This is a genomic window from Actinacidiphila yanglinensis, assembly GCF_900107965.1.
Classification (GTDB): Bacteria; Actinomycetota; Actinomycetes; order Streptomycetales; family Streptomycetaceae; genus Actinacidiphila; species Actinacidiphila yanglinensis.
Map to the genome: position 1 here is coordinate 789,027 of NZ_FNVU01000001.1, position 24,926 is coordinate 813,952.

Below are 24,926 nucleotides of genomic sequence, written 5' to 3' on the forward strand. Positions count from 1 at the left end.
CTCACGCCTCCGAGGGGGCGAGGCGCTCGAGTTCCGCCTTGGTGGAGTCCAGGAGCTCGACCCAGGCCGCCTTGAACTTCGCGACGCCCTCGTCCTCCAGCACCTGCACCACGTCGTCGTACGACACGCCGAGGGGGGCGAGCGCGTCGATGTCGGCCTGGGCCTGCGCGTAACCGGGCCGGACGGTGTCGCCGGTGATCTGGCCGTGGTCGGCGACGGCGTCCAGGGTGGCCTCGGGCATGGTGTTGACGATGTTCGGCGCGACCAGCTCCGTCACGTACAGCGTGTCGGGGTAGGCCGGGTCCTTTACACCGGTGGAGGCCCACAGCGGGCGCTGCTTGTTCGCGCCGGACCGCTCCAGGGCGGTCCAGCGGTCGGTGCCGAAGACCTCTTCGTACGCCTGGTAGGCCAGCCGGGCGTTGGCCACGGCGGCCTTGCCCTTGAGCGCCTTGGCCTGGTCGGAGCCGATCTTCTCCAGCCGCTTGTCGATCTCGCTGTCGACCCGGGAGACGAAGAAGGACGCCACGGAGTGGATCTCGGCGAGGTCCAGGCCCGCCGCCTTGGCCTTCTCCAGGCCGGACAGGTAGGCGTCCATCACCTCGCGGTAGCGCTCCAGCGAGAAGATCAGGGTGACGTTGACGCTGATGCCCTTGGCGGTCACCTCGGTGATCGCGGTGAGCCCGGCCTTCGTCGCGGGGATCTTGATCAGCGTGTTCGGGCGGTCCACCAGCCAGGCGAGCTGCTTGGCCTCGGCGATGGTCGCCTTCGTGTTGTGCGCCAGCCGCGGGTCGACCTCGATGGAGACCCGGCCGTCCTGGTGGCCGCTCGCGTCGTAGACCGGACGCAGGATGTCGGCGGCGTCGCGGACGTCCGCGGTGGTGATCATCCGCAGGGCCTCCTCGACGGTCAGCCGGCGCGCCGCGAGGTCTTCGAGCTGGCCGTCGTACCCGTCGCCCTGGGAGATGGCCTTCTGGAAGATCGACGGGTTGGTGGTGACCCCGACCACGTGCTGCTGGTCGATGAGTTCGGCCAGGTTGCCGGACGTGATGCGCTTGCGCGACAGGTCGTCCAGCCAGATCGCGACGCCTTCGTCGGAGAGGCGCTTGAGTGCGTCTGTCATGGGATTTGCATCTCCTGATTTGTCGTGTAACTGCGTCAGCGATCTGCGGCGGCGAGAGATTCCCGGGCCGCGGCGGCCACCGCCTCCGCGGTGAACCCGAACTCGCGGAAGACCACCTTGCCGTCGGCCGAGGCACCGTAGTGCTCCAGGCTGACGATCCGCCCGGCGTCGCCCACGTAGCGGTACCAGGTGAGGCCGACGCCGGCCTCGACCGCGACGCGCGCCTTCACCGAGGACGGCAGCACGCTCTGGCGGTACTCCTCGTCCTGCTCCTCGAACCACTCGACACACGGCATCGACACGACCCTGGTCGGAATGCCCGCGGCCTGCAACTCCTCGCGCGCGCCCACCGCGAGCTGCACCTCGGAGCCGGTGCCGATCAGGATGACCTGCGCCGGGCCGCCCTCGGCCTCCGCCATGACGTAGCCACCGCGGGCCGCGTCCTCGTTGGCCGGGTAGGTGGGCACGCCCTGACGGGTCAACGCCAGGCCGTGCGGGGCACCCTTGCCGATCTCCTTCGTCCAGCGCTTGAAGATCTCGCGCCAGGCGATCACCGTCTCGTGGGCGTCGGCGGGGCGCACCACGTTCAGCCCCGGGATGGCGCGCAGCGAGGCCAGGTGCTCCACCGGCTGGTGGGTCGGGCCGTCCTCGCCGACGCCGATCGAGTCGTGCGTCCACACGTAGGTCACCGGCAGGTGCATCAGGGCGGACAGCCGGACCGCGTTGCGCATGTAGTCGGAGAAGACGAGGAACGTGCCACCGTAGACACGGGTGTTGCCGTGCAGGGTGATGCCGTTCATCTCCGCGGCCATGGAGTGCTCGCGGATGCCGAAGTGCACGGTGCGGCCGTACGGGTCCGCGCCGGGCAGCGGGTTGCCGACCGGCAGGAACGAGGAGTTCTTGTCGATCGTCGTGTTGTTGGAGCCGGCGAGGTCCGCGGAGCCGCCCCACAGCTCGGGGACGACCGCGCCCAGCGCCTCCAGGACCTTGCCCGAAGCGGCGCGGGTGGCAAGCGACTTGCCCACCTCGAAGGCGGGCAGGCTGTCCTGCCAGCCGGCCGGCAGCTCGGCGGCGTCGATCCGGTCGAACAGCTCGGCGCGCTGCGGGTTCGCGGTCCGCCAGGCGGCGTAGGACTTCTCCCACTCCGCCCGCACCTCGCGGCCCCGGTCGCCGACCGCGCGGGTGTGCGCGATGACCTCGGGGGCGACGTCGAAGTGCTTGTCGGGGTCGAAGCCGAGCAGCTCCTTGGTGGCCCGCACCTCGTCCTCACCGAGGGCCGAGCCGTGCGCGGCACCGGTGTTCTGCGCGTGCGGGGCCGGCCAGGCGATGATCGAGCGGACCGCGATGAACGACGGCCGGCCGGTCTCGGCCTTGGCGGCGAGCATCGCGGCGTGCAGCGCGTGCACGTCGAGGTCGCCGTTCTCCTTCGGCGTGACGCGCTGGACGTGCCAGCCGTACGCCTCGTAGCGCTTGACGGTGTCCTCGGAGACGGCCGTCTCGGTGTCGCCCTCGATGGAGATGTGGTTGTCGTCCCACAGCAGCACCAGGTTGCCGAGCTTCTGGTGGCCGGCCAGCGAGGACGCCTCGGCGGAGATGCCCTCCTCGAGGCAGCCGTCGCCCGCGATCGCCCAGATGGTGTGGTCGAACGGCGAGGCGCCGGTGGCCGCGTCCGGGTCGAACAGGCCGCGCTCGTAACGCGAGGCCATGGCCATGCCCACCGCGTTGGCCACGCCCTGGCCGAGCGGGCCGGTGGTGGTCTCGACGCCGTTGGTGTGGCCGTACTCCGGGTGGCCGGGGGTCTGGGAGCCCCAGGTGCGCAGGGCTTCGAGGTCGGCCAGTTCGAGGCCGTAACCGGCGTAGTAGAGCTGCGTGTAGAGGGTCAGGCTGGAGTGCCCGGCGGACAGCACGAAGCGGTCGCGGCCGGTCCAGTCGGAGTCGGCCGGGTCGTGCCGCATGATCTTCTGGAACAGCAGGTAGGCCGCCGGGGCCAGGCTCATTGCCGTGCCGGGATGGCCGTTGCCGACCTTCTGCACGGAATCCATGGCAAGGACGCGGGCGGTGTCCACGGCCCGCTCGTCCAGATCGGTCCACTCAAGGTCTGTGGTGGTCGGCTGCTTGCTCACCCTGGGTCAGGGCTCCTCTCCACATATGTTGAAAAAAGCGCCGGTGACAGGTGCCTACCCGACGTTGCCGAGCCTACCGCCGCAGGCGCGCGCGCCTTTGCCCACGTCGCTGCTCGTGTGGATAACTCCGAACGGGACACGCCCTGCCCGCGGGGACCCCCCGCAGAAAGCCGGGGTATTCCCTACGTCTAGAGTGGCGTGGTACGCGCAGGGACCGTGGTCCGCCGCCGCTCAGCCGGCCGGCAGGCAGCCGGGACCTGCTGGACTCATCTCTCGTGGGGTGTTCGTGACAGCCGTCGAATCCCGACCCGCCGGGGTCATCGGGGCGGGCTCGGGACAGGCGAACTCCGGGCACCGGCCGCCGCGTGCCCGTGTCATGGCGTTCGTCGCGCTGACCAAGCCGCGCATCATCGAACTGCTGCTCATCACGACCGTCCCGGTGATGTTCCTGGCGGCCGGCGGCGTTCCCAGCCTGTGGCTGGTGGTCGCGACCGTGGTCGGCGGCTACCTGTCCGCAGGCGGCGCCAACGCGCTGAACATGTACATCGACCGCGACATCGACGCGTTGATGCACCGCACCGAGCAGCGGCCACTGGTCACCGGGATGGTCTCGCCGCGCGAATGCCTGGTCTTCGGCGTGACCCTGTCGGTGATCTCCACCGTCTGGTTCGCGGTGCTGGTCAACCCGCTGTCCGCGGCGCTGTCGCTGACCGCGATCCTCTACTACGTGTTCGTCTACACGCTGTGGCTGAAGCGGCGTACGGCGCAGAACATCGTGTGGGGCGGAGTCGCGGGCTGCCTCCAGGTGTTCATCGGATGGTCGGCCGTACGCGACGAGCTCGGCTGGGCGCCCTTCGTGCTCTTCCTCGTCCTCTTCTTCTGGACGCCGCCGCACTACTGGCCGCTGTCCATGAAGGTCAAGGACGACTACGCCCGGGTCGGCGTGCCCATGCTGCCGGTGGTCGCCGGCAACCAGGTGGTGGCCCGGCAGATCGTGCTCTACAGCTGGGTCATGGTGCTGACGTCGCTCACGCTGTGGTGGCCGCTGGGGGACACTTCCTGGTTCTACCCGGTCGTCGCGGCCCTGCTCGGCGCGTTCTGGCTGAAGGAGGCGCACGGGCTGCACGCCCGCGCCAAGGCCGGTGTCATGGGCGCGAAGCTCAAGGAGATGCGGCTGTTCCACTGGTCGATCACCTACGCGACGCTGCTCTTCGTCGCCGTCGCGATCGACCCCTTCCTCCACTAGTCCCTGCGGGCGGCCCGGGCGGACCCTCCGGGGTGCCTTGCCCTGCCGGTTCCGGGACCGCCTGCCGCCGGATGGCTGCCGCGCGGTTCTCCCCCGGCCCGGCGGCTGGGTGGGGGTGCCTCCGGCGAAGCCAGGGGGAGTGCCCCCACGGGCCCCTGGTACCGCGAGAACCGCGGTGCACTGGTTGCCTGCACGTTACCGGTGGGTAGGGTGGGCGTATGGCTGAGAGCAAGGTGGACGACGACCCCAGGGCCGAGCGGCGCGTCAAGCGTCTGGCGCGGCAGATCCACGCGTTCGGGCGGGCGCACGGCGGCACGGATGCCCAGATCTCCTACCTCGGGGAGCGGGGCGCCCGGATCGTGCTCGTGGGCGAGGACGGCGCCTGGGGCGACCTGGTCGCGCCGCGGTACGAGCTGGCGCGGCGCGCCGTGGCGGAGTCGGGCGTGACCGTGCACGAGGCGTTCGACGGCGAGCTGGCCGCGAAGGTGCGGACAGGGCCGTACGAGTGGTCCCGGATGGCAGGCGTGCAGATCGGCGGACGTCCCAACACCTGACGGCGCCCTGCCGCGTTAGGCCCTGTGCGGGCCGCCCCCGACGGCCGTCCGCGCAGGGACGAGGGCCTGGCCGGGTCCTGACCGACGGACGGGACGGGATGGACCGATGGCCGGGGCCGACCTGATCGACGTGCACTGCCACGGGGTGTACCCGGGAGACCTGGGCCTCGGCTCCTTCGAGGCGTGGCTGCCGGGCGCCGCCGCCCCCGGCACCACCCTCTTCGACAGCCCCACCGGCTTCGCGCTGCGCCGCTGGTGCCCGCCGCTGCTCGGCCTGGAACCCCACTGCCCGCCGGCCCGCTACCTCGCCAGGCGCCGCGAGTTGGGCGCGTACGAGGCCACCCGGCTGCTGCTGCGCGGCATGGACGTGGCGGCGTACGTGATGGACACCGGGGAGCCCGGCGATCTCACCCCGCCGAAGGAGCTCGCGGCCACCACGGGGGCGCCGGTGCTGGAGACGGTCCGGCTCGAACCGCTCGCCCAGCAGGTCGCCGACACCTCCGGGACCGTGGACGGCTTCCTCGCCAACCTCGCGGAGGCCGTGCACGGCGCGGCGCTCGGCGTGGCCGGGTTCTCCTGTGCGGGCGGGCGCGCCTTCCGTGCCGACGGGTGCGCCGGGAGGGAGGAGGACGTCGGGGACGCCAGACCGCCGGGCCCGGTCGAGGTACGGCGGGCCGCCGCGACCTGGCTGGGCGACCGCGCGGTGGGCTCGCGGCCGGAGGACCCGGTGCTGCTCCGCCACCTGCGCTGGCACGCGGTCGCCACCGGCCTGCCGCTCCTCCTGCGCCACCCGTCGGGCGGCGACGGGCCGCGTGCCGCCGAGAGCTTCCTGCGCGCCACCACCGGGCTCGGTACGGACGTGATCCTGCTGCCCGGCCGTTGCCACGAGCGTGCCGCCGCACACCTCGCCGCCGAACTGCCGCACGTGTACGTCGGGGTGGGCGGCGATCCGTCCCGCGTGCTCGCCCGCACGCCCTTCGGGAAGGTGCTCTACGCGAGCGGCGCGGACGGGCTTCCCGAGCTCGCCGTGACATCGGCCCGGGAGTTCCTCGCGGACCTCGGGCGCCTCGTCGACGGGCGGGTGCGCGCCGGGGAGTGGTCCACCGGGGACGGCCACCGGGTGACGTCCCTGGTCACCGCGGAGAACGCCCGACGGCTGTTCCCGTCGGCCGGCCGGCCCGAGGTCGGGCCGGCCGAGGTCGGGCCGTCCTGGGTCAGGCGCTGACGCGGGAGGCCGCGGGAGCGGTCGCGGCCGCCGGCACCGTGGCGCCCGGCTCCGCCGGAGGGCGCTCGCGGAAGGAGAGCAGGACCCGCAGCGTCCCGATCCAGACCAGGCAGGCGCCGAACATGTGCAGGTCGACCAGGGCCGCGGGCAGGTGGGTGAAGTACTGGACGTAGCCGATCACCCCCTGGCCCATGAGGACGAGGAAGAGCTCGCGGACGCGGTGCTGCGGCCCGACCGGCGCGTCCACGGCGCGCAGTACGAACCACAGCGCGACGGTGAGGCCGACCACGATCCAGGCGAAGTCCGCGTGGAGCTGGGCGATCGTCCTCCAGTCCACGGGGATGCGCCGCACCGTGTAGGACCCGCTGGACTCGCCCGGGTGCGGCCCGGCGCCGCTGACGAGGGTGCCGATGACGATGAGGAGTGCCGCGGCGGCGGTGAGCAGCTGGCCGAGCTGCCGTACGGGCTTGCCGACGAGCGGTCGGGGCGAGGCGTCGCCCTCCCGGGTGCGCTGCCAGGTGAGGACGGCCACCGTGATCAGGGCCGCGGACAGCAGGAAGTGGAAGGAGACGACGTACGGGTTGAGCTTGGTGAGGACCGTCAGGCCGCCCCAGACCGCGTTGAGGACGACCACCCAGAACTGGGCCCAGGCCAGCCGGTACAGGCTGCGCCGGGGCGGCTCCTGCTGGGCCCGCACCGCGATGATCGCCCAGCCGACGGTGGCGCACAGCACGTACGTCAGCATGCGGTTGCTGATCTCGATGGTGTGGTGGATGCCCATCTCGCGGGTGCCGAGCAGGCTGTCGCCGTTGCAGGTGGGCCAGGTCGGGCAGCCCAGCCCCGAGGCCGTCACCCGGACCGCGCCGCCGGTGATCACGATCACCACGGACATCACCAGCGCCGCGAGCGCCGCACGGCGCACCGCCACAGGGCTGGGGGTCCACCGGGCGGCGATGAAGGCGAGCGGGTTCCGCGCGATATCGGGCAGCTTCGGCACGGAGCCATGGTAGGCGCACCCCTTGTGCACGGATTCACGAGGGGTGCCGGGCGGGCGCCGCGCCCATAGTGCGCAGGCGGGCGCCCGCGGTGTACGCACCCGGACGTACATGTCGGGAAAACGCCCGCAAGCCGGACCGGCCGCCCCTAGCATGCTCGGTGCACCCACAGGGGGAGGGGTCCCGGATGACCGGAGAGCACCGCGAGAACGTCAACCGCCGGCGGATGCTGTACGGGGGCGCCGCGGCGCTGGCCGGAGCCGGCGCGGCGGCCTGGGCGAGCGGCGCCTGGGAGGCCCCCGCGGCCGGCGCCGCCTCCCCGGACCACCCGGGGTACGCCGACGTGGTGGCCGACTTCGGGGCCAAGGGCGACGGGACCACCGACGACAGCGCCGCGTTCGAGGCCGCCTACGCCTACGCCGAGAAGCGGGCCGCCGCCGGCACCGGACGTACCGTGATCATGGTGCCGCCGGGCCAGTACCGGGTGACCAGGCCCGGTGCGCTGCTCGCCGCCGACTCGCCGTCCCACCAGGTCAACGGGCTGCGGTTCGTGGGCGCGGGGCTGCGGATCAGCGACATCGTGTTCGCGCCCGCCGCCGTCGACGGCCCCGACGGGGGCAGTTACCTCTGCCGCAACAACGACACCTGGCAGAACATCTCGTTCGAGGGGCTGCGCTTCACCGCCGGCACCCCGGGCGCCTCGTTCTTCTACTCCTACTCCACCGGCGGCGCGGCCAACTACCGCTTCTCGGAGTGCGAGTGGATGGGGGAGTGGGAGTACGGCATCGCACTGGACGGCAGCAACACCAACTCCGAGATGCGCTGGGAGGCGTGCCGGGTCGGCGGCGCCTACCGCAAGGCGTTCCTGTACGCGGGGCTCTCGCTGCACTCCACCGACACCGAGCAGCAGGACCAGTTCCTCAACTACTGGTTCACCGACATGAACGTCACCTACGAGTGGGGCAACTTCCTGGAGTTCCCCTACGGCGGCTCCGTGACCTGCCGCTCCGGCAGCTACATCGTCACCGGCCGCCGTCCCACCCCGCACCCCGACTACGGCTTCGAGAGTGCCTTCTTCCGCTTCCCGCGCCCCTCGCACTTCGACGGCGTGCAGCGCTTCCACGCCGAGGACATCCGCTTCGAGCTGCGCGACAACGCGGTGGTGGTGATCGACTGCGCCTGGAACCGCGGCACCGTGCACTTCAACGACTGCGACGACACCGCGCACGCGTTCAAATCCTTCTCCGACGCGTTGCGGGCCCACCGCTACACCCTCACGGACAACGGCCCGCTCGTCCGCTACGACTCCTGCCAGCTGGTCGGCACCCACCAGTACCGCACCGCCTCCGGCGCCGAGCCCCCGACGTGCGTCCGCTACGACATGTGCCGCCTCGCCTCCCACCCCCGGGCGGACTTCCTGGCCCTGGATCCCGGTCAGGGCAGCGACGTCGCCACCTTCGTGGACTGCATCCCGTCCACCTGAGCGTCCGGTACCCCGGGGGCGGGGAAACCGCGGTCGCCCGGCGTCACTCCCAGCGGAACCAGCGGCCCGCCGCCGCCAGTCCCAGGACCGCCCAGACCGCGAGGATGCCCAGGTCGCCCCACGGCATCCCGGCGCCGTTCTGCAGCACGTCGCGCAGCCCGTCGGACAGCGCGGAGATCGGCAGCAGCTTCAGGACGTCCTGCGTGCCGCCGGAGAACTTGTCCATCGGCACGATCACGCCCCCGCCGACCAGGAGCAGCAGGAATACCAGGTTCGCCGCCGCGAGGGTCGCCTCCGCCTTGAGGGTGCCGGCCATCAGCAGCCCGAGCCCGGAGAAGGCCGCCGTGCCCAGCAGCAGGAGCAGCAGCACCGCGGCCGGGTCACCGTGCGGCGACCAGCCGAGCGCGTAGGCGATCACCACCAGCAGCACCACCTGGAGCGCTTCGGTGACCAGCACCGAGCAGGTCTTCGCGGCCATCAGCGCCCAGCGCGGCAGCGGGGAGGCGCCCAGCCGCTTGAGCACCCCGTAGCGCCGCTCGAAGCCGGTCGCGATGGCCTGGCCGGTGAAGGCGGTGGACAGCACGGCGAGCGCCAGGATGCCGGGCGCGAGGAAGTCCACGGACCTGCCCTTGCCGGTGTCCACGATGTCGACCGCGCTGAACAGCACCAGCAGCAGCGCCGGGATCACCACGGTGAGCAGCAGCTGCTCGCCGTTGCGCAGCAGCATCTTCGTCTCCAGCAGCGCCTGCGCCCGGATCATCCGGGGCAGCGGCGCCGGGCCCGGCGCGGGGGTGAAGGCGCCGGCGCCCGTGGCGTGCGCGGTGTCGGTGGTGACGCTCATGCGCGCAGCTCCCTGCCGGTCAGTTCCAAGAAGACGTCCTCCAACGTGCGCCGCTCCACCGCGAGATGGTCGGGCATGACGCCGTGCTGGGCGCACCAGGAGGCGACGGTGGCCAGCAGCTGCGGGTCGACCTTGCCCTCGATGCGGTACGAGCCGGGGGACAGCTCGGCGGCGAGGGAGCCGGCGGGCAGGGCGTTGAGCAGCGAGGTGAGGTCGAGGGCGGGCCGGCCGCTGAAGCGCAGCGTGTTCTCGGCGCCGCCGCGGCACAACTCCTCGGGGCTGCCGTGCGCGATTGCGCGGCCGGCGTCCACGACCACCACCTGGTCGGCCAGTTGCTCGGCCTCGTCCATGAAGTGGGTGGTGAGCACCACGCCGACGCCGGCGGAGCGCAGCTCGCGGACCAGGTCCCAGGTGGCGTGCCGGGCCTGCGGGTCCAGGCCGGCGGTGGGCTCGTCGAGGAAGACCAGTTCGGGGCGGCCGACCACGGCCATGGCCAGCGAGAGGCGCTGCTGCTGGCCGCCGGACAGCCGCCGGTAGGTGGTGCGGCCGCACGCCTCCAGGCCCAGCCGCTCGATCAGCAGCGCGGGATCCACGGGGTGGGCGTACAGCGTCGCGGCGTGCCGGAGCATCTCCTCGGCGTGGGCGCCCGGGTAGATGCCGCCGGACTGGAGCATCACGCCGATCCGGGGGCGCAGCAGGCCGCCCTGGGTGACCGGGTCGAGGCCGAGGACGCGGACGGTGCCGGCGTCGGGCCGCCGGAAGCCCTCGCAGACCTCGACCGTGGTGGTCTTGCCCGCACCGTTGGGGCCGAGGACGGCGGTGACGGAGCCGCGCGGCACGGTCAGGTCGAGGCCGTCGACCGCGGTTCTGGTGCCGTACCGCTTGACCAGACCGGTCACCTCGACCGCGGGCTCGTTTCGCATGGCGACGAGTCTAAGGAGCCGCGCGCGCGGCTCCGGCGGCAGGGCGGGACCCCCGGCGGCATCCGGCCCCCGGGCCGGGCGGACCACCGGCGTCGAGTGAGGTGACCCTAAGTGATGTAGCACACCGCGCAGGTGAAGGGTGGAGCTTGCCCCTGCTCGGCGAATTAAGCAACAATGGCGTTGTGAAATACGTAGGCGGTGCTGCCCGCGAGGCGGCGGAGGAGCAGACGACCGGGGAGCGGCGCACCCGTAACCGGGTCGCCAGCTCCATCCTGGGCCACGGGCCCTCCACCGCCGCGGACCTCGCCGAGCGGCTGGGACTCACCCAGGCGGCGGTGCGCCGTCACCTGGACGCCCTCGTCGCGGAGAACATCGTGGAACCCCGCCAGCAGCGGGTCTACGGCAGCCGCGGCCGCGGCCGCCCCGCCAAGGTCTTCGCGCTCACCGACTGCGGCCGGGACGCCTTCGACCAGGCATACGACCAGCTCGCCGCGGACGCGCTGGGCTGGATCGCCCGGTCTGCGGGCGGCGGCGAGCAGGGCGAGGCCGCCGTCACCGCGTTCGCCCGGGCCCGGGTCGCAGCCCAGGCCGAGCGGTACCGCGAGCTCATCGACGCCGCCGCGCCCGACGACCGGGCGCAGGCCCTCGCCCGCGCCCTGACCGCGGACGGGTACGCTGCAACAGCGCGTAGCGCCCCCGGCCCGGCCGGGGGCGCCCCCGGGCGCAGCGTCGGGGGAGAGCAGCTGTGCCAGCACCACTGCCCGGTGGCCCACGCCGCCGAGCAGTTCCCGCAGCTCTGCGAGGCGGAGGCCGAGGTCTTCTCCAGCCTGCTGGGGACCCACGTCCAGCGGCTCGCCACCATCGCGCACGGCGACGGGGTGTGCACCACCTTCATCCCGCAGTCGCCCCGGGGGCGGTCCGTCACCGCACCCGAGGAACCCGCACCACCACCCGAGCCACCCGCGGGACCGCCAGGACCGGCAGCACCTGCGACCCCAGCAGCACCCGCAGCAAATGCAGCAACCGACCACGCACCAGTCAGCACGTCCGGGAGGAACCCCGCATGACTGCTCCCACGGAGACCACTCACCCGGAGCTCGAGGGCATCGGCACCTACGAGTACGGCTGGGCCGACTCCGACACCGCCGGCGCCGCCGCCAAGCGCGGCCTGTCGGAGGAGGTCGTCCGCGACATCTCCGGCAAGAAGTCCGAGCCGGAGTGGATGCTGAAGATGCGGCTGAAGGGCCTGCGGCTGTTCGGCAAGAAGCCGATGCCGACCTGGGGCTCCGATCTCACCGGCATCGACTTCGACAACATCAAGTACTTCGTGCGGTCCACGGAGAAGCAGGCGGAGTCCTGGGAGGACCTGCCCGAGGACATCAAGAACACCTACGACAAGCTCGGCATCCCCGAGGCGGAGAAGCAGCGCCTGGTCGCCGGTGTCGCGGCGCAGTACGAGTCCGAGGTCGTCTACCACCAGATCCGCGAGGACCTGGAGGAGCAGGGCGTCATCTTCCAGGACACCGACACCGCGCTGCGCGAGCACCCGGAGCTGTTCCAGGAGTACTTCGGCACCGTCATCCCGGCCGGCGACAACAAGTTCGCCTCGCTGAACACGGCGGTGTGGTCCGGCGGCTCGTTCATCTACGTGCCGAAGGGCGTGCACGTGGAGATCCCGCTGCAGGCGTACTTCCGGATCAACACCGAGAACATGGGCCAGTTCGAGCGGACCCTGATCATCGTCGACGAAGACGCCTACGTGCACTACGTCGAGGGCTGCACCGCGCCGATCTACAAGTCGGACTCGCTGCACTCCGCGGTGGTCGAGATCATCGTGAAGAAGGGCGGCCGCTGCCGCTACACGACCATCCAGAACTGGTCGAACAACGTCTACAACCTGGTCACCAAGCGCGCCGTCGCCTACGAGGGCGCCACCATGGAGTGGATCGACGGCAACATCGGCTCCAAGGTGACGATGAAGTACCCGGCGGTCTACCTGATGGGCGAGCACGCCAAGGGCGAGACGCTGTCCATCGCGTTCGCCGGCGAGGGCCAGCACCAGGACGCGGGCGCGAAGATGGTGCACATGGCGCCGAACACGTCGTCCAACATCGTCTCCAAGTCGGTGGCCCGCGGCGGCGGCCGCACCTCCTACCGCGGTCTGATCGAGATCGGCGAGGGCTCCTCCGGCGCGAAGTCCAACGTGCTGTGCGACGCGCTGCTGGTCGACACGATCTCGCGCTCCGACACCTACCCGTACGTCGACGTGCGGGAGGACGACGTGTCGATGGGCCACGAGGCGACCGTCTCCAAGGTCTCCGACGACCAGCTCTTCTACCTGATGAGCCGCGGCATGACCGAGTTCGAGGCCATGGCGATGATCGTGCGCGGCTTCGTCGAGCCGATCGCCAAGGAGCTGCCGATGGAGTACGCCCTCGAACTGAACCGGCTGATCGAGCTGCAGATGGAAGGCGCGGTGGGCTGACCCGGGTCCCCCCGGGCATCCCCGCCGCCCCCGTCCGTACCGATCGAAGCAATCCCAGAGGAGCAGCAGTACACCTATGGCCGAGAACACCCCTGCGGGCAGCACCACGGACGGTGCCATCACGGTGGGGCAGCCGGTTGAGCAGCCCGCCGACGCCCGGGTCAGCGCCGCCCCGTCCTACGACGTGGCCGACTTCCCCGTGCCGAACGGGCGCGAGGAGGAGTGGCGCTTCACCCCGCTGGAGCGGCTGCGCGGGCTGCACGACGGCACCGCCGAGGCCACCGGCTCGCTGCGGGTCGAGGTGACGGCGCCCGAGGCCGTCACCGTGCAGACCGTCGACCGCACCGACCCGCGGGTCGGCAAGGCCGGCAAGCCCGTCGACCGGGTCGTCGCGCAGGCGTTCAGCGCCTTCGAGAAGGCGTCGGTGATCAGCGTCCCGAAGGACACCGTGCTCACCGAGCCGGTCCGGATCTCCGTGCACGGCGAGGGCGGCGTCGCCTACGGCCACCAGGTCGTCGAGGTCGGCGCCTTCGCCGAGGCCGTGGTGGTGCTGGACCACACCGGCGACACCACCCTCGCCGCCAACGTCGAGTTCCTGGTGGGCGACGGTGCCAAGCTCACCGTGGTCTCCGTCCAGGACTGGGCCGACACCGCGGTGCACGTCGCCCAGCACACCGCGCTGGTCGGCCGCGACGCGAGCTTCAAGTCCGTGGTGGTCACCTTCGGCGGCGACGTGGTCCGGCTGCACCCGCGGGTCGTCTACGGCGCCACCGGCGGCGAGGCCGACCTGTTCGGGCTGTACTTCACCGACCGCGGCCAGCACCAGGAGCACCGCCTCTTCATCGACCACGACACGCCGCACTGCCGGTCCAACGTGGCCTACAAGGGCGCCCTCCAGGGCCAGGACGCGCACGCGGTGTGGATCGGCGACGTGCTGATCCGGGCCGCGGCCGAGGGCACCGACACCTACGAGCTGAACCGGAACCTCGTCCTCACCGACGGCGCCCGGGTCGACTCGGTGCCCAACCTGGAGATCGAGACCGGCGAGATCGTCGGCGCCGGCCACGCCTCCGCGACCGGCCGGTTCGAGGACGAGCAGCTCTTCTACCTGATGAGCCGCGGTATCCGCGCCGAGGACGCCCGGCGCCTGGTGGTGCGCGGGTTCTTCGGCGAGCTGGTCCAGCAGATCGGACTGCCCGACCTGGAGGAGCGGCTGATGGCGAAGATCGACACGGAACTGGAGGCGGCGGTCGGATGACCAGCACCGTGCCCTTCGTCCGCGTCTGCGCGCTGAGCGAGCTGGAGGACGACACCCCGCACCGCGTCGAGGTCGACGGTGTGCCGGTCTCGGTGGTCCGCACCGAGGGCGAGGTGTTCGCGATCAACGACATCTGCTCGCACGCCAACGTCTCGCTCGCCGAGGGCGAGGTGGAGGACTGCCAGATCGAGTGCTGGCTGCACGGCTCCAGCTTCGACCTGCGCACCGGCAAGCCCTCCGGACTGCCCGCCACGCGGCCCGTCCCCGTTTACCCCGTCAAGATCGTTGGGGACGACGTGCTCGTCTCCGTCACCCAGGAGTCCTGAGTCACCCATGGCAACGCTTGAAATCCACGACCTGCGCGTCACCGTCGAAGCCGACAACGCCACCAAGGAAATCCTCAAGGGCGTCGACCTCACCGTGAAACAGGGCGAGACCCACGCCATCATGGGCCCCAACGGCTCCGGCAAGTCCACCCTGGCCTACTCGCTGGCCGGGCACCCGAAGTACACCGTCACCGGCGGCACCGTCACGCTCGACGGCGAGGACGTGCTGGCGATGACCGTCGACGAGCGGGCCCGGGCCGGCGTCTTCCTCGCCATGCAGTACCCGGTCGAGATCCCCGGCGTGTCGGTCTCCAACTTCCTGCGCACCTCCGCCACCGCCGTCCGCGGCGAGGCGCCCAAGCTGCGTACCTGGGTGAAGGAGGTCAAGGAGGCCATGGAGCACCTGCACATGGACCCCTCCTTCGCCGAGCGCAACGTCAACGAGGGCTTCTCCGGCGGCGAGAAGAAGCGCCACGAGATCCTCCAGCTCGAACTGCTCAAGCCGAGCATCGCGATCCTCGACGAGACCGACTCCGGCCTCGACGTCGACGCCCTGCGGATCGTCTCCGAAGGCGTCAACCGGGTCCGTGAGAACGGCGAGGTCGGCACCCTGCTGATCACGCACTACACGCGCATCCTGCGCTACATCAAGCCCGACTTCGTGCACGTCTTCTCGGCCGGCCGGATCGTCGAGTCCGGTGGCGCCGAGCTCGCCGACAAGCTGGAGGAAGAGGGCTACGAGTCCTACGTGAAGGGTGGCGCTGCCGCGTGACATCGACCTCGCCGATCGGCAGGGTGCCGGCCGGCCTCCTGGACACCGAGGCGATCCGCAAGGACTTCCCGATCCTGGACCGCCTGGTCCACGACGACCGCCGGCTGGTCTACCTCGACAACGCCGCGACCTCGCAGAAGCCGCGCCAGGTGCTGGACACGCTCAACGCGTACTACGAGCAGTCCAACGCCAACGTGCACCGCGGTGTCCACGTGCTCGCCGAGGAAGCCACCGCGCTGTACGAGGGCGCCCGCGACAAGGTCGCCGCCTTCATCAACGCGCCCAGCCGCGACGAGGTGATATTCACCAAGAACGCCTCGGAGTCGCTGAACCTGGTGGCGAACATGCTCGGCTGGGCCGACGAGCCCTACCGGGTGGACAGCAACACCGAGATCGTCATCACCGAGATGGAGCACCACTCCAACATCGTGCCGTGGCAGCTGCTCTCGCAGCGCACCGGCGCCAAGCTGAAGTGGTTCGGCCTCACCGACGACGGCCGGCTCGACCTGTCCGAGATCGATCAGGTCATCACCGAGGACACCAAGATCGTCTCGTTCGTGCTGGTGTCCAACATCCTCGGCACCGTGAACCCGGTCGAGGCGATCGTGCGCCGCGCCCAGCAGGTCGGCGCGCTCGTCCTGATCGATGCCTCGCAGGCCGCCCCGCACATGCCGCTGGACGTCCAGGCGCTCGGCGCGGACTTCGTCGCCTTCACCGGCCACAAGATGCTCGGCCCGACCGGCATCGGCGTGCTGTGGGGCCGGCAGGAGCTGCTGGAGGACCTGCCGCCCTTCCTCGGCGGCGGCGAGATGATCGAGACCGTCTCGATGCACTCCTCCACCTACGCGCCCGCGCCGCACAAGTTCGAGGCCGGCACCCCGCCGATCGCGCAGGCGATCGGCCTGGGCGCGGCGGTGGACTACCTCAGTGCGCTCGGCATGGACAAGGTCGCCGCCCACGAGCACGCGATCACCGAGTACGCGCTGGGCCGGCTGCTGGAGGTGCCCGATCTGCGGATCATCGGCCCGACCACCGGCGAGGACCGCGGCGCGGCGATCTCCTTCACGCTCGGCGACATCCACCCGCACGACGTCGGGCAGGTGCTGGACGAGCAGGGCATCGCGGTCCGGGTCGGCCACCACTGCGCCCGCCCGGTCTGCCTGCGGTACGGAATTCCCGCGACCACGCGAGCGTCGTTCTATCTGTACTCCACTCCGGCCGAGGTCGACGCCCTGGTCGAGGGGCTGGAGCAGGTCCGGAACTTCTTCGGCTGATGGCGGTGCTGCTGTGAAACTCGACTCGATGTACCAGGACGTGATCCTCGACCACTACAAGCACCCGCACGGGCGGGGCTTGCGGGAGGGCCAGTCCGAGGTGCACCACGTCAACCCCACCTGCGGGGACGAGATCACCCTGCGGGTGCGGATGGACGGCACCGTGATCGGTGACGTCAGCTACGAGGGTCAGGGCTGCTCGATCAGCCAGGCCAGCGCCTCGGTGCTCAACGAACTTCTGGTCGGCAAGGACGTGTCCGAGGCGCAGAAGATCCAGGAGACCTTCCTGGAGCTGATGCAGTCCCGCGGACGGATCGAGCCCGACGAGGCGATGGAGGAGGTGCTGGAGGACGCGATCGCGTTCGCCGGCGTCTCCAAGTACCCGGCGCGCGTCAAGTGCGCGCTGCTGAGCTGGATGGCGTGGAAGGACGCGACGGCGCAGGCGCTGTCCGAAGGGAAGCCCGCATGACGAACAACACCGTGCCCAACGGCCTGAGCACCACCCCTGCCTCCGAGGAGGAGGTGCGCGAGGCGCTCTACGACGTCGTCGACCCCGAGCTGGGCATCGACGTGGTGAACCTCGGCCTGATCTACGGCATCCACATCGACGACTCCAACGTCGCCACGCTCGACATGACGCTCACCTCGGCGGCCTGCCCGCTGACCGACGTCATCGAGGAGCAGGCCACCAGCGCGACCGAGGGCATCGTCCGCGAGCTGAAGATCAACTGGGTCTGGATGCCGCCGTGGGGCCCCGACAAGATCACCGATGACGGCCGCGAGCAGCTTCGCGCGCTGGGCTTCAACGTCTGACGGGTTCCCCCCGGACACGCGGTCCCACCGGACGGCCGCCGTACGCACTCGCTGCGTACGGCGGCCGTCGCGTCGTTCCGGCCCGGCGCCCGTGCGGTGGGGCATCGTGCCGGTAGGGCCTCGTTCAGCGCGTCGACACCGTCACGCATAGTGATGATGATCGTACGAATGTCGCGGCGAATGTCCCGCTGTGTCCCCAAGGTGTAACGGCACGCCGGAGATCGCTGACATTGCCCGTCCTGTGGGTACACGATCAACGCAGGCGCACCGAACGCCTCAGCCGTCGCACAGGAAAGGCCAGGACCATGCGCACCACCAGGACCGTCCGCACCGGAACGCTCGTCGTCATGTTCGCCACCGCAGGGTTCGCCCTGGCGGCGTGCGGGTCCGACGCGAGCGACACCGCCGCTTCCTCCTCTGCCACGTCCTCCTCCGCCGCGTCGTCGTCCCAGCCCGATCCCAGCAGCACCTCGGCGGGCGGTGCCACGGCCGATCCGGCCACCGTCGGCGGGGTGTCCGGCGACTCCGGCAAGTCCGGGGAGTCCGCCGTGTCGGGCGGGTCCGGCGCGACCGCCTCCGCGGGGACGTCCGTGCCGGCCTGTACCACCGACCAGCTGCGCGCCACCGCCGCCAACTTCTCCTCGGGCGCGGGCAGCACCGGTTTCCAGATCGTCTTCCAGAACAAGGGCTCCTCGCCGTGCAGCCTCTCGGGCTACCCCGGCGTGTCCTTCGTGAAGATCCACAACATCCAGCTCGGCAAGGCCGCCGCGCGCACCAGCGACACCCCGGCCACCCGGGTCACCCTGATTCCCAACGCCCACGCGTACGCCGACGTGCGGACCGTCAACGGCGTCGGCGGGTACTCCGCCGCGCAGTGCGACCTGACCACCGTGCCGACCCTGCGCGTCTACCCGCCGAACCAGAAGGAGTCCACGAACATCCCCTGGAACCGGCAGGAGTGCGTCGGCTCGTCGATCCAGAACCTCCAGGTGGGGCCGGTGCACGGCAACAAGTAGCCGCGGCCCCGGCTGTGTCGGCTGGGGCAGGAGGTGCGGTCCGACCCCTTGGCGGTGCCCAACGGAGGCTGCTAGCTTCCGGGTTGGGACTTTGACAACGTTGCCATCGCGCGCGCGGCGCGAAAGGGGAGTGGACGCCATGGACTCGGATGCGGCCGCACGGGAATCACGAGGCGTCACCAGACGGGGCATCCTGGGGACCGCCGGAACCGGCGTCGTGGCGGGCACCCTCGCGGCCGCCGGTCTGGCCGGCCTGGGGGCGACGTCGGCGCATGCCGACGAGCCGTCGCGGGCCGGTATCCCGCAGGGGAACCGTCCCGGCGGCGGCCGGGTGGGGTACACCATGCCGACCCTGGCGTTCGGCGACGCCGCCACGCAGCAACTGCTGGGCACCGCCTACGAGTCGGCGCTGACCGATCTGTTCGGGATCAACACCGCCTACGCGGACCCCGGGACGTACGACGCCGCCAAGCTGGTGACGTATCCGAGCGGTTCGTTCGTCCGGGCCGGCGGCGGCTACCCGTCACCGCAGCGGTGGACGCGGGACGCAGCGGTCAACGCCTGGAACGCGGCCAGCCTGCTCGGGCCGGTGATCGGCCGCAACACGCTGTGGGCCGTGATCGACCGCGGCGACGGCGGCCTGATCGTCCAGCAGGACAACCAGTGGTGGGACCAGGTGATCTGGGTGCTCGGCGCCTGGAACCACTACCTGGTCACCGGCGACCGGGACTTCCTGGCCGACGCCTACACCACGTCCGTGAACACCCTGACCGCGCGCAGGGCGAAGAACCTCAACGCCGACTTCGGGCTGTTCCAGGGGCCGTCGTTCATGAACGACGGCATCGCCGGCTACCCGGCGCCGCCGTGGAGCAGCGGCATCAACTCCTCGTTCGTGCTGGACTACCCGCACACCGACGAGTTGATGTGCCTGTCCACCAACTGCCTCTATTACGGCGCCTACCAGGCGGCCGGGAACATGGCGCAGGCGCTGGGGCACCAGGCGGACGCCGCCGCCCACCGCGCCGCCGCGAAGAGCGTGCGGGACGCGGTCAACACGCACCTGTGGCGCGAGGACGCGGGGCTCTACGGCTACTTCGTGCACGGCCAGGACACGCTGGCCGGGCGGCTCGACACCTCCCAGGAGGGCGCGGGCCTGGCGTTCGCGGTGCTGCTGGGCGTGGCCGACGCCGACCGTGCGCGCCGGGTGGTGGCCGCCACCCACTGGGAGCCGCACGGCATCGTCAACGTCTGGCCGCACTTCGAGCGGTTCAGCGACGACCAGCCCGGCCGGCACAACGTGTCGGTGTGGCCGATGGTCCACTCGATGTTCGGCCACGCGGCGGCGGTCGCCGGGCGGGCGGACCTGTTCGCCCGCGCCGTGCAGGAACTGGCCTCGCTGGTCCGGAGCAGCGACAACAGCTTCTACGAGCTGTACAACTCGCAGTCCGGCGCGGTGGACGGCGGCTGGCAGACGGGCGGCGACGGCACCGAGTCCCACTTCACCTCGCAGCCCGACCAGGCGTGGTCGGCGACGGGTTACCTGCGGATGATCCTCTCCGGGCTGTTCGGCGTGGGCTTCACCGAGGAGGGCCTGCGGCTGTCCCCGACGCTGCCGTCCGGCTGGGGGACGGTGACGCTGGGCGGGCTGGCGTACCGCGATGCCACGCTCGACATCACGCTCACGGGCTCCGGCGGCCGGGTGCGGTCCTGCACGGTGGACGGCCGCCGCTCGGCCCCGGTGCTGCCGGCCGCCGCGACCGGCCACCACACGGTGGAAATCGCCCTCGGCGACTGAGAGTTCCTTCCTGGCGGCCGGCGGCCCCTCGGTGGCCGATGGTCCGCCGAGGTGGCCGACGGTCCGTGGAGGCGGCCGGCGGCCGCCCCCTCCGCTCCCGCGCACCGGGTGCTTCGAGCCCCGGTGCGCGGCGAACCCCGGCGAACGGCGCGCAGCGCAGTGTCCTTCGAGCCGCGGTGCGGCTCCCGATGGGTGGAGGTGGCATGGGTACTCCTCGTGACAGCAGCAAGCAGGCGGGCCGGCGGCGGTGGGCGTTACTGCCCGCCGCCGCCGCCGCCGTCGCCGCCGCCGCGACGGCGGCGGTGTTCCTCGCCCCGGCCGCGGTCGCCGGCACACCGGCGAAGGCGACGCCGAAGGCCACCGCGACCGCGGAGGCCGGCGTCAAGGCGTCACCGGCGGCCGGCGGCAAGGCGGCGCCCCGGGCCTCGGCCGCGGCGACGGGCGCCGGGCTCGACTACGTGGGGATGGGCAGCTCCTTCGCCGCGGGCCCGGGCATCCCCCCGGCCCAGACCGGCACCGGGGCCGCGGCGTGCGCGCGGTCGGCGGTCAACTACGCGAGCCTCGTGGCCGAGGACATCGGCGCGAACCTCAGCGACGCCTCGTGCAGCGGCGCGACGACGGCGAACGTACTCACCACCGGCCAGTCCGGGCAGCCGCCGCAGATCGACGCGGTCACCAGCGCCACCCAGCTCGTCACCGTCACCATCGGCGGCAACGACGTCGACTACCTGGGCAGCATCGACTCCTACTCCTGCCAGACCAGCGGGGGCTCCAACTGCGGGAGCGTGGACCAGGCGTCGATCAACCAGACGTTCGGCGTGCTGGCCGGCCGGATCGAGGACGTGGTGAACGCCGTGCACGCCACCGCCCCCCAGGCACGGGTGCTACTGGTCAACTACTTCACCATCCTGCCGGATTCCGGCGTCTGCACCGGAGTGCCGCTCACCGCCGACCAGTCGGCCTTCGAGCACAGCATCGCCTCCCGGCTGGCCGCCGCGACCGCCACCGCCGCGACCGCGACAGGTGCGACGCTGGTCGACCTGGCCGCGGCCAGCCACGGCCACGACGCGTGCGCCGCCGTCCCGTGGGTGGAGACGTACACGCCGGCCGCCGGCCGGTCGCAGTACCACCCGAACGAGGCCGGGATGCGGGGCGCCGCCACGCTGGTGGAGTCCGCGCTCGCCGCCGCAGGTCAGACCCGCACCGGCCCGGTCACCTCCGGCATCCCCGGCAAATGCGTGGACGTCGAGAACTCCGGTACCACGAACGGCACCCACGTCCAGCTCTACGGCTGCGACGGCACCGGTGCCCAGAACTGGACGGTGGTGCCGGGCGCGGGCGGCACGCTGCGCGCCCTGGGCGGCTGCATGGACGTGAGCGCGAGCGGCACGGCCAACGGCACGCTGGTGCAGTGGTGGCAGTGCAACGGCAGCGGGGCGCAGCGCTGGCTGGCCGGGCCGAACGGCTCCCTGGTCAACCCGGAGTCCGGGCGCTGCCTGGACGACCCGAACAGCTCGACGGCGGACTGGACCCAGTTGCGGATCTGGGACTGCAACGGCACGGCCGCGCAGAACTGGACGCTGCCGAGCTGACCGGCGCTTCTCGACGGCGGCCGCCCGGCCGGCCGCCGTCGGGCCCACGAAGCCCGGCAGCGTGGTGAGTTCAGGCCCCCGGGGCGGGTCCTGCGCCGGGCCCGCCGGGGGGAACGGCGGAGGCGGGGTACGACAGGACGAGCCGGCCGGCCGCGTGTCCGGCCCGGACGCACCGCAGATCGGCGACGCGGTCGAGCCCTGCCGCGGCGGCCGCGGCGTACGGACCGACCACCACGGTGCGGGCGCCGGACGCCCGCGCGGCGAGCAGGCCCGCCTCGGCGTCCTCGAAGACGAGCGTCCGGCCGGCCGCGGTGCCGAGCCGTGCCGCGGCCGTCAGATAGCCCTCCGGGTGCGGCTTCCCGGCGGACACGTCGTCGGCGCAGACCACGACGGGCGGCATCGGCAACCCGGCCGCGCCCATCCTCGCCGCCGTGAGGTCCCGCCCGGCGGAGGTCACCAGCGCCCAGCGGTCCTCCGGCAGCGAGGCCAGCAACTCGGCCGCGCCGGGCACCGCGACGATCCCCTCGGTGTCGACGACCTCCCGCGCCACCAGGCGCCGTGCCTCGGCGCCGGTGTCGACGCCGGGCGGTGCGAAGGCCGCCACCGTCTCCTCGGTGCGGCGCCCGTGCGAGACCGCGAGGATCCGTTCGGCGTCCAGGTGGTGCCGGTCGGCGAACGCGCGCCAGGTGCGTTCGACGACCGCGGTCGAGTCGACGAGGGTGCCGTCCATGTCGAACAGCACCGCCGCGACGGCGACGGTGGTCGGCGCGGAGATCGCGGTCATCTTCATCCCCCAAGCAGTGGCCGGAGATCCGCACGGCGACCGTCACGGTGTCCGGTGGATCACCTTCAGGTAGTCCGCGGCGAACCGCCGCATCGTGTAGCGCTCCAGCGCCCCGGCCCTGGCACGATCACCCAACTCCCGGCACAGCACCGGGTCGTCGAGCAGCCGGGTGATCGCGGCCCGCACGCCCGCGAGGTCGGCCGGGTCGACGAGCAGGCCGTTGTGACCGTCCGTGACCTGGAGCCGCAGACCGCCCACGTCGGCGGCGACCACCGGGCGGCCCTTGATCATCGCCTCGGTCACGGTGAGCCCGAAGCCCTCCTGCAGGCTCTTCTGGAGGACCACGTCGGCCCTGCGTTGCAGGGCGTTCACCACGAGCGCGTTGCGTTCCGGGTCCGTGAGCGAGATGTTCACCAGGTGCACCCGCGCGCGGTCCTCGTCCGGCAGCCCGCCGAGGACCGCGTCCACCTCGGCGAGGACGGCGAGCCCCTCGGGGTCGTCGGGGATCTCCGCCGGCTCGGTGCCCGCGAGTACGACGTGCACGTCCTTGGGCAGGCCGACCACGCAACGCACCACCCCGGGCATGTCCTTGAGCGGGTCCCAGCGTGACACCTGGAGCACGACGCGCGCGCCGGCGGGCAGTGGCGCGTCCTGCCGGACCGTCACGCCGGCCGAGGCGCGGCCGGTGGTGAGGCCGGTGGTGAGGCCGATCCCGGCGAGCACCGCGGCCACCTCGTCCGCGGTGAGCTCGCGGTTCTTCGTGGCCGCCGGGTCGACCGCGGGCGGGACGACGAACAGTTCGCGGGCGCCGGGCGGGGCGAACCCGGGCATCGTGGTCACGACGGCGTCCACCGCGGCGAGTTCGGGCGCGAACGCCCGCCACACCGCGCCGGGCCCGCGCTCGGGCGCGATCTCGGCCCCGATGTGGCAGTGCCAGACCACCCGCGCGCCCGCGGCCTTGACCGCCGGGGCGAGTCCGAGCGTCTGCGGGTCGTGCAGGACCACCACATCGCCCGCCGACAGCCGACGGGCGAACCACTCGCCCTGCGGCGCGAGCGTCGCGCGGTAGGTCCGCACCATCGCCGGGTCGGCGAGCCGCGCAGGGTCGGCCTGTCCGTGCAGCAGGTTGTGGAGGTACTTCGTCACCGCGTAGAAATCGGCGTTCCCGCCGATCACCGCCCAGCCCGCGGGCTGGTGGCGCAGCAGGCCGCGCAGGAGCTCGGAGACCCCGCCGCCGGTCGCCGTCGCGTTGACGTGGACGACCAGCGGTTTCCCGCTGCCCGGGTCGATCTCCCAGACCGGTGTGAGGGTCGCCGTCACCACGCCGTGCCTCCGCTGCTGAGCAGGTGCTCGCCGGCGGCCAGTACGTCCGCGGCGGCCAGGCCGTCCAACTCCTTGATGTGCTCGGCTCGTTCGCTGTGCAGGCAGGCGTTGCGCGGGCGGCAGGCGTAGGCGCCCTCGGTGCGGGGCACGGGACGCACCAGCGTGGGGTCGGCGCCGCACGCCTCGGCCAGATGGCGCGCCCAGGCCGCCCGGCTGAGCCGGCGGGGGCCGCCGAGGTGCAGCACTCCGGTGTGCGGGGAGTCCAGGAGCGCCGCGGACCACGCCGCGACGTCGTCGACCAGTACCGGGGTGTTCCAGTGGTCGTCCGGCACCGGAACGGGCCGGCCGGCCCGCAGGTGCTGGAGGCTGGTGGTGAAGAAGTTCGGGCGTAGGCCGGCCGGGTCCCATCCGAAGACCAGGCTCACCCGCAGCGTCAACGCAGCTCCGGTGGCGTCCAGTTCCTTCTCCGCGGCCAGCTTCGCGCGGCCGTAGGCGTTGGCCGGGTCCGGGGGCTCCGACTCGCCGTTGCTGTCCTTGCTGTCCTTGCGGCCGCCGAACACGTTGTCGGTGGAGACAAGCAGCACCCGCCGGCCGCCGAGCGCGGCGGCGAGGTGGGCGGCGCCGCCGGCGTGCGCGGCGGCGGCCCGCTCGGGGTGGGCCTCGCACCAGGTGACGTCGGAGGGGCCGTGCACCACGACCGCCGCGTCCGGCTCGACCTCGTCGACCAGCGCGCGCACCCGCGCCGGGTCACCGATGTCGACCGGTGCCCAGTGCAGGCCCTGCGACTCCGGGGTCACCGGCGGGCGGCGTGAACTCAGCGTCGGGTCATGGCCGTCGGCCCGCAGCCGGCGGCCGATGTGCGCGGCGAGATAGCCCGCGCCCACCACCAGTACCCGTGAACGGTCGCCCATCGGTGCCCTCCCCGGCGAAGCGTGGTGACGTCGTGACGTGGTGTGACGGTACGCAGCTGTTTGCCAC

23 protein-coding genes are annotated in these 24,926 nt (G+C 72.1%); 15 read left to right on the forward strand and 8 right to left on the reverse strand.

The annotated features are described in order from the left end of the window. Position 1 precedes the first annotated feature (1 nt). Together tal and tkt are read right to left on the reverse strand one after the other, a co-directional pair. Entirely contained in the window at positions 2 to 1,120 is a 1,119-nt protein-coding gene (gene tal, locus C4U44_RS03270) for a transaldolase (RefSeq protein ID WP_103884011.1), read from the reverse strand. 35 nt (positions 1,121 to 1,155) lie between these two features. After that, positions 1,156 to 3,243, reverse strand: a complete 2,088-nt coding sequence (tkt, locus tag C4U44_RS03275) for a transketolase (protein ID WP_103884012.1) — start codon at positions 3,241 to 3,243, stop codon at positions 1,156 to 1,158. Positions 3,244 to 3,529: 286 nt separating this feature from the next. Here tkt and C4U44_RS03280 point away from each other — a divergent pair, with 286 nt between their 5' ends. From C4U44_RS03280 to C4U44_RS03290, 3 genes are all read left to right on the forward strand, one after another. After that, positions 3,530 to 4,489: a heme o synthase gene (locus C4U44_RS03280; RefSeq protein ID WP_103884187.1), complete on the forward strand. Its 960-nt coding sequence runs from the start codon at positions 3,530 to 3,532 to the stop codon at positions 4,487 to 4,489. A 218-nt stretch (positions 4,490 to 4,707) separates the two neighbouring features. Continuing rightward, positions 4,708 to 5,043, forward strand: a complete 336-nt coding sequence (locus C4U44_RS03285) for a hypothetical protein (RefSeq protein ID WP_103884013.1) — start codon at positions 4,708 to 4,710, stop codon at positions 5,041 to 5,043. A gap of 106 nt (positions 5,044 to 5,149) precedes the next feature. Then, positions 5,150 to 6,268, forward strand: a complete 1,119-nt coding sequence (locus C4U44_RS03290) for an amidohydrolase (protein ID WP_103884014.1) — start codon at positions 5,150 to 5,152, stop codon at positions 6,266 to 6,268. Here the strand turns inward: C4U44_RS03290 and C4U44_RS03295 are convergent. Beyond that, a complete protein-coding gene (locus C4U44_RS03295; RefSeq protein ID WP_235031757.1) occupies positions 6,258 to 7,265 on the reverse strand; it encodes a COX15/CtaA family protein in 1,008 nt (335 codons plus the stop codon). The genes C4U44_RS03290 and C4U44_RS03295 overlap by 11 nt on opposite strands. Positions 7,266 to 7,450: 185 nt before the next feature. Between C4U44_RS03295 and C4U44_RS03300 the strand changes: the two genes are divergently transcribed. Continuing rightward, positions 7,451 to 8,746, forward strand: coding sequence for a glycoside hydrolase family 55 protein (locus C4U44_RS03300; RefSeq protein WP_235031758.1), 1,296 nt, complete (start codon positions 7,451 to 7,453; stop codon positions 8,744 to 8,746). A gap of 43 nt (positions 8,747 to 8,789) precedes the next feature. Here C4U44_RS03300 and C4U44_RS03305 read toward each other — a convergent pair whose 3' ends face one another. Continuing rightward, a complete protein-coding gene (locus C4U44_RS03305; RefSeq protein WP_103884016.1) occupies positions 8,790 to 9,587 on the reverse strand; it encodes an ABC transporter permease in 798 nt (265 codons plus the stop codon). After that, positions 9,584 to 10,510 carry an ABC transporter ATP-binding protein gene (locus tag C4U44_RS03310; protein ID WP_103884017.1) on the reverse strand — a complete coding sequence of 309 codons (927 nt, stop codon included), beginning with the start codon at positions 10,508 to 10,510 and terminating at the stop codon, positions 9,584 to 9,586. The genes C4U44_RS03305 and C4U44_RS03310 overlap by 4 nt, the downstream gene beginning before the upstream one ends. 182 nt (positions 10,511 to 10,692) lie before the next feature. Here C4U44_RS03310 and C4U44_RS03315 point away from each other — a divergent pair, with 182 nt between their 5' ends. From C4U44_RS03315 to C4U44_RS03365, 11 genes are all read left to right on the forward strand, one after another. Beyond that, positions 10,693 to 11,577, forward strand: coding sequence for a helix-turn-helix transcriptional regulator (locus C4U44_RS03315; protein WP_235031759.1), 885 nt, complete (start codon positions 10,693 to 10,695; stop codon positions 11,575 to 11,577). Continuing rightward, positions 11,574 to 12,995, forward strand: coding sequence for a Fe-S cluster assembly protein SufB (sufB, locus tag C4U44_RS03320; protein ID WP_103884018.1), 1,422 nt, complete (start codon positions 11,574 to 11,576; stop codon positions 12,993 to 12,995). The genes C4U44_RS03315 and sufB overlap by 4 nt, the downstream gene beginning before the upstream one ends. A gap of 76 nt (positions 12,996 to 13,071) precedes the next feature. Further along, positions 13,072 to 14,253: a Fe-S cluster assembly protein SufD gene (sufD, locus tag C4U44_RS03325; RefSeq protein WP_103884019.1), complete on the forward strand. Its 1,182-nt coding sequence runs from the start codon at positions 13,072 to 13,074 to the stop codon at positions 14,251 to 14,253. A gap of 8 nt (positions 14,254 to 14,261) precedes the next feature. Beyond that, a complete protein-coding gene (locus tag C4U44_RS03330; RefSeq protein WP_103884190.1) occupies positions 14,262 to 14,579 on the forward strand; it encodes a non-heme iron oxygenase ferredoxin subunit in 318 nt (105 codons plus the stop codon). A gap of 7 nt (positions 14,580 to 14,586) precedes the next feature. Further along, complete coding sequence (gene sufC, locus C4U44_RS03335) at positions 14,587 to 15,351, forward strand: Fe-S cluster assembly ATPase SufC (RefSeq protein ID WP_103884020.1); 765 nt, start codon at positions 14,587 to 14,589, stop codon at positions 15,349 to 15,351. Between the two features lie 23 nt (positions 15,352 to 15,374). Continuing rightward, positions 15,375 to 16,625: a cysteine desulfurase gene (locus tag C4U44_RS03340; protein ID WP_407642773.1), complete on the forward strand. Its 1,251-nt coding sequence runs from the start codon at positions 15,375 to 15,377 to the stop codon at positions 16,623 to 16,625. Positions 16,626 to 16,638: 13 nt separating this feature from the next. After that, complete coding sequence (gene sufU, locus C4U44_RS03345; protein WP_103884021.1) at positions 16,639 to 17,094, forward strand: Fe-S cluster assembly sulfur transfer protein SufU; 456 nt, start codon at positions 16,639 to 16,641, stop codon at positions 17,092 to 17,094. After that, a complete protein-coding gene (locus tag C4U44_RS03350) occupies positions 17,091 to 17,438 on the forward strand; it encodes a metal-sulfur cluster assembly factor (protein WP_103884022.1) in 348 nt (115 codons plus the stop codon). The genes sufU and C4U44_RS03350 overlap by 4 nt, the downstream gene beginning before the upstream one ends. 305 nt (positions 17,439 to 17,743) lie before the next feature. Continuing rightward, on the forward strand, positions 17,744 to 18,454 hold the full coding sequence (locus tag C4U44_RS03355) for a DUF4232 domain-containing protein (protein ID WP_103884023.1): 711 nt from the start codon (positions 17,744 to 17,746) through the stop codon (positions 18,452 to 18,454). Between the two features lie 139 nt (positions 18,455 to 18,593). Then, positions 18,594 to 20,249 carry an MGH1-like glycoside hydrolase domain-containing protein gene (locus C4U44_RS03360; RefSeq protein ID WP_146088187.1) on the forward strand — a complete coding sequence of 552 codons (1,656 nt, stop codon included), beginning with the start codon at positions 18,594 to 18,596 and terminating at the stop codon, positions 20,247 to 20,249. A gap of 203 nt (positions 20,250 to 20,452) precedes the next feature. Next, positions 20,453 to 21,841: an SGNH/GDSL hydrolase family protein gene (locus tag C4U44_RS03365; protein WP_103884025.1), complete on the forward strand. Its 1,389-nt coding sequence runs from the start codon at positions 20,453 to 20,455 to the stop codon at positions 21,839 to 21,841. Between the two features lie 70 nt (positions 21,842 to 21,911). Here C4U44_RS03365 and C4U44_RS03370 read toward each other — a convergent pair whose 3' ends face one another. Genes C4U44_RS03370 through C4U44_RS03380 form a run of 3 tightly spaced genes read right to left on the reverse strand, consistent with a single transcriptional unit; the run spans position 21,912 to position 24,859 of the window. Continuing rightward, complete coding sequence (locus tag C4U44_RS03370; RefSeq protein WP_200823114.1) at positions 21,912 to 22,625, reverse strand: HAD-IA family hydrolase; 714 nt, start codon at positions 22,623 to 22,625, stop codon at positions 21,912 to 21,914. Positions 22,626 to 22,667: 42 nt separating this feature from the next. Next, positions 22,668 to 23,948, reverse strand: coding sequence for a glycosyltransferase (locus C4U44_RS03375; RefSeq protein ID WP_103884026.1), 1,281 nt, complete (start codon positions 23,946 to 23,948; stop codon positions 22,668 to 22,670). Next, entirely contained in the window at positions 23,942 to 24,859 is a 918-nt protein-coding gene (locus C4U44_RS03380) for an SDR family oxidoreductase (protein ID WP_103884027.1), read from the reverse strand. The genes C4U44_RS03375 and C4U44_RS03380 overlap by 7 nt, the downstream gene beginning before the upstream one ends. Positions 24,860 to 24,926: the final 67 nt, after the last annotated feature.

Excerpts from the sequence above, each read along its gene's own strand:
- tal (WP_103884011.1), bottom strand. The coding sequence starts at position 1,120 with ATGACAGACGCACTCAAGCGCCTCTCCGACGAAGGCGTCGCGATCTGG.
- C4U44_RS03285 (WP_103884013.1), top strand. The coding sequence starts at position 4,708 with ATGGCTGAGAGCAAGGTGGACGACGACCCCAGGGCCGAGCGGCGCGTC.
- C4U44_RS03290 (WP_103884014.1), top strand. The coding sequence starts at position 5,150 with ATGGCCGGGGCCGACCTGATCGACGTGCACTGCCACGGGGTGTACCCG.
- C4U44_RS03300 (WP_235031758.1), top strand. The coding sequence starts at position 7,451 with ATGACCGGAGAGCACCGCGAGAACGTCAACCGCCGGCGGATGCTGTAC.
- C4U44_RS03305 (WP_103884016.1), bottom strand. The coding sequence starts at position 9,587 with ATGAGCGTCACCACCGACACCGCGCACGCCACGGGCGCCGGCGCCTTC.
- C4U44_RS03310 (WP_103884017.1), bottom strand. The coding sequence starts at position 10,510 with ATGCGAAACGAGCCCGCGGTCGAGGTGACCGGTCTGGTCAAGCGGTAC.
- sufB (WP_103884018.1), top strand. The coding sequence starts at position 11,574 with ATGACTGCTCCCACGGAGACCACTCACCCGGAGCTCGAGGGCATCGGC.
- sufD (WP_103884019.1), top strand. The coding sequence starts at position 13,072 with ATGGCCGAGAACACCCCTGCGGGCAGCACCACGGACGGTGCCATCACG.
- sufC (WP_103884020.1), top strand. The coding sequence starts at position 14,587 with ATGGCAACGCTTGAAATCCACGACCTGCGCGTCACCGTCGAAGCCGAC.
- C4U44_RS03350 (WP_103884022.1), top strand. The coding sequence starts at position 17,091 with ATGACGAACAACACCGTGCCCAACGGCCTGAGCACCACCCCTGCCTCC.
- C4U44_RS03355 (WP_103884023.1), top strand. The coding sequence starts at position 17,744 with ATGCGCACCACCAGGACCGTCCGCACCGGAACGCTCGTCGTCATGTTC.
- C4U44_RS03360 (WP_146088187.1), top strand. The coding sequence starts at position 18,594 with ATGGACTCGGATGCGGCCGCACGGGAATCACGAGGCGTCACCAGACGG.
- C4U44_RS03365 (WP_103884025.1), top strand. The coding sequence starts at position 20,453 with ATGGGTACTCCTCGTGACAGCAGCAAGCAGGCGGGCCGGCGGCGGTGG.
- C4U44_RS03370 (WP_200823114.1), bottom strand. The coding sequence starts at position 22,625 with ATGACCGCGATCTCCGCGCCGACCACCGTCGCCGTCGCGGCGGTGCTG.
- C4U44_RS03380 (WP_103884027.1), bottom strand. The coding sequence starts at position 24,859 with ATGGGCGACCGTTCACGGGTACTGGTGGTGGGCGCGGGCTATCTCGCC.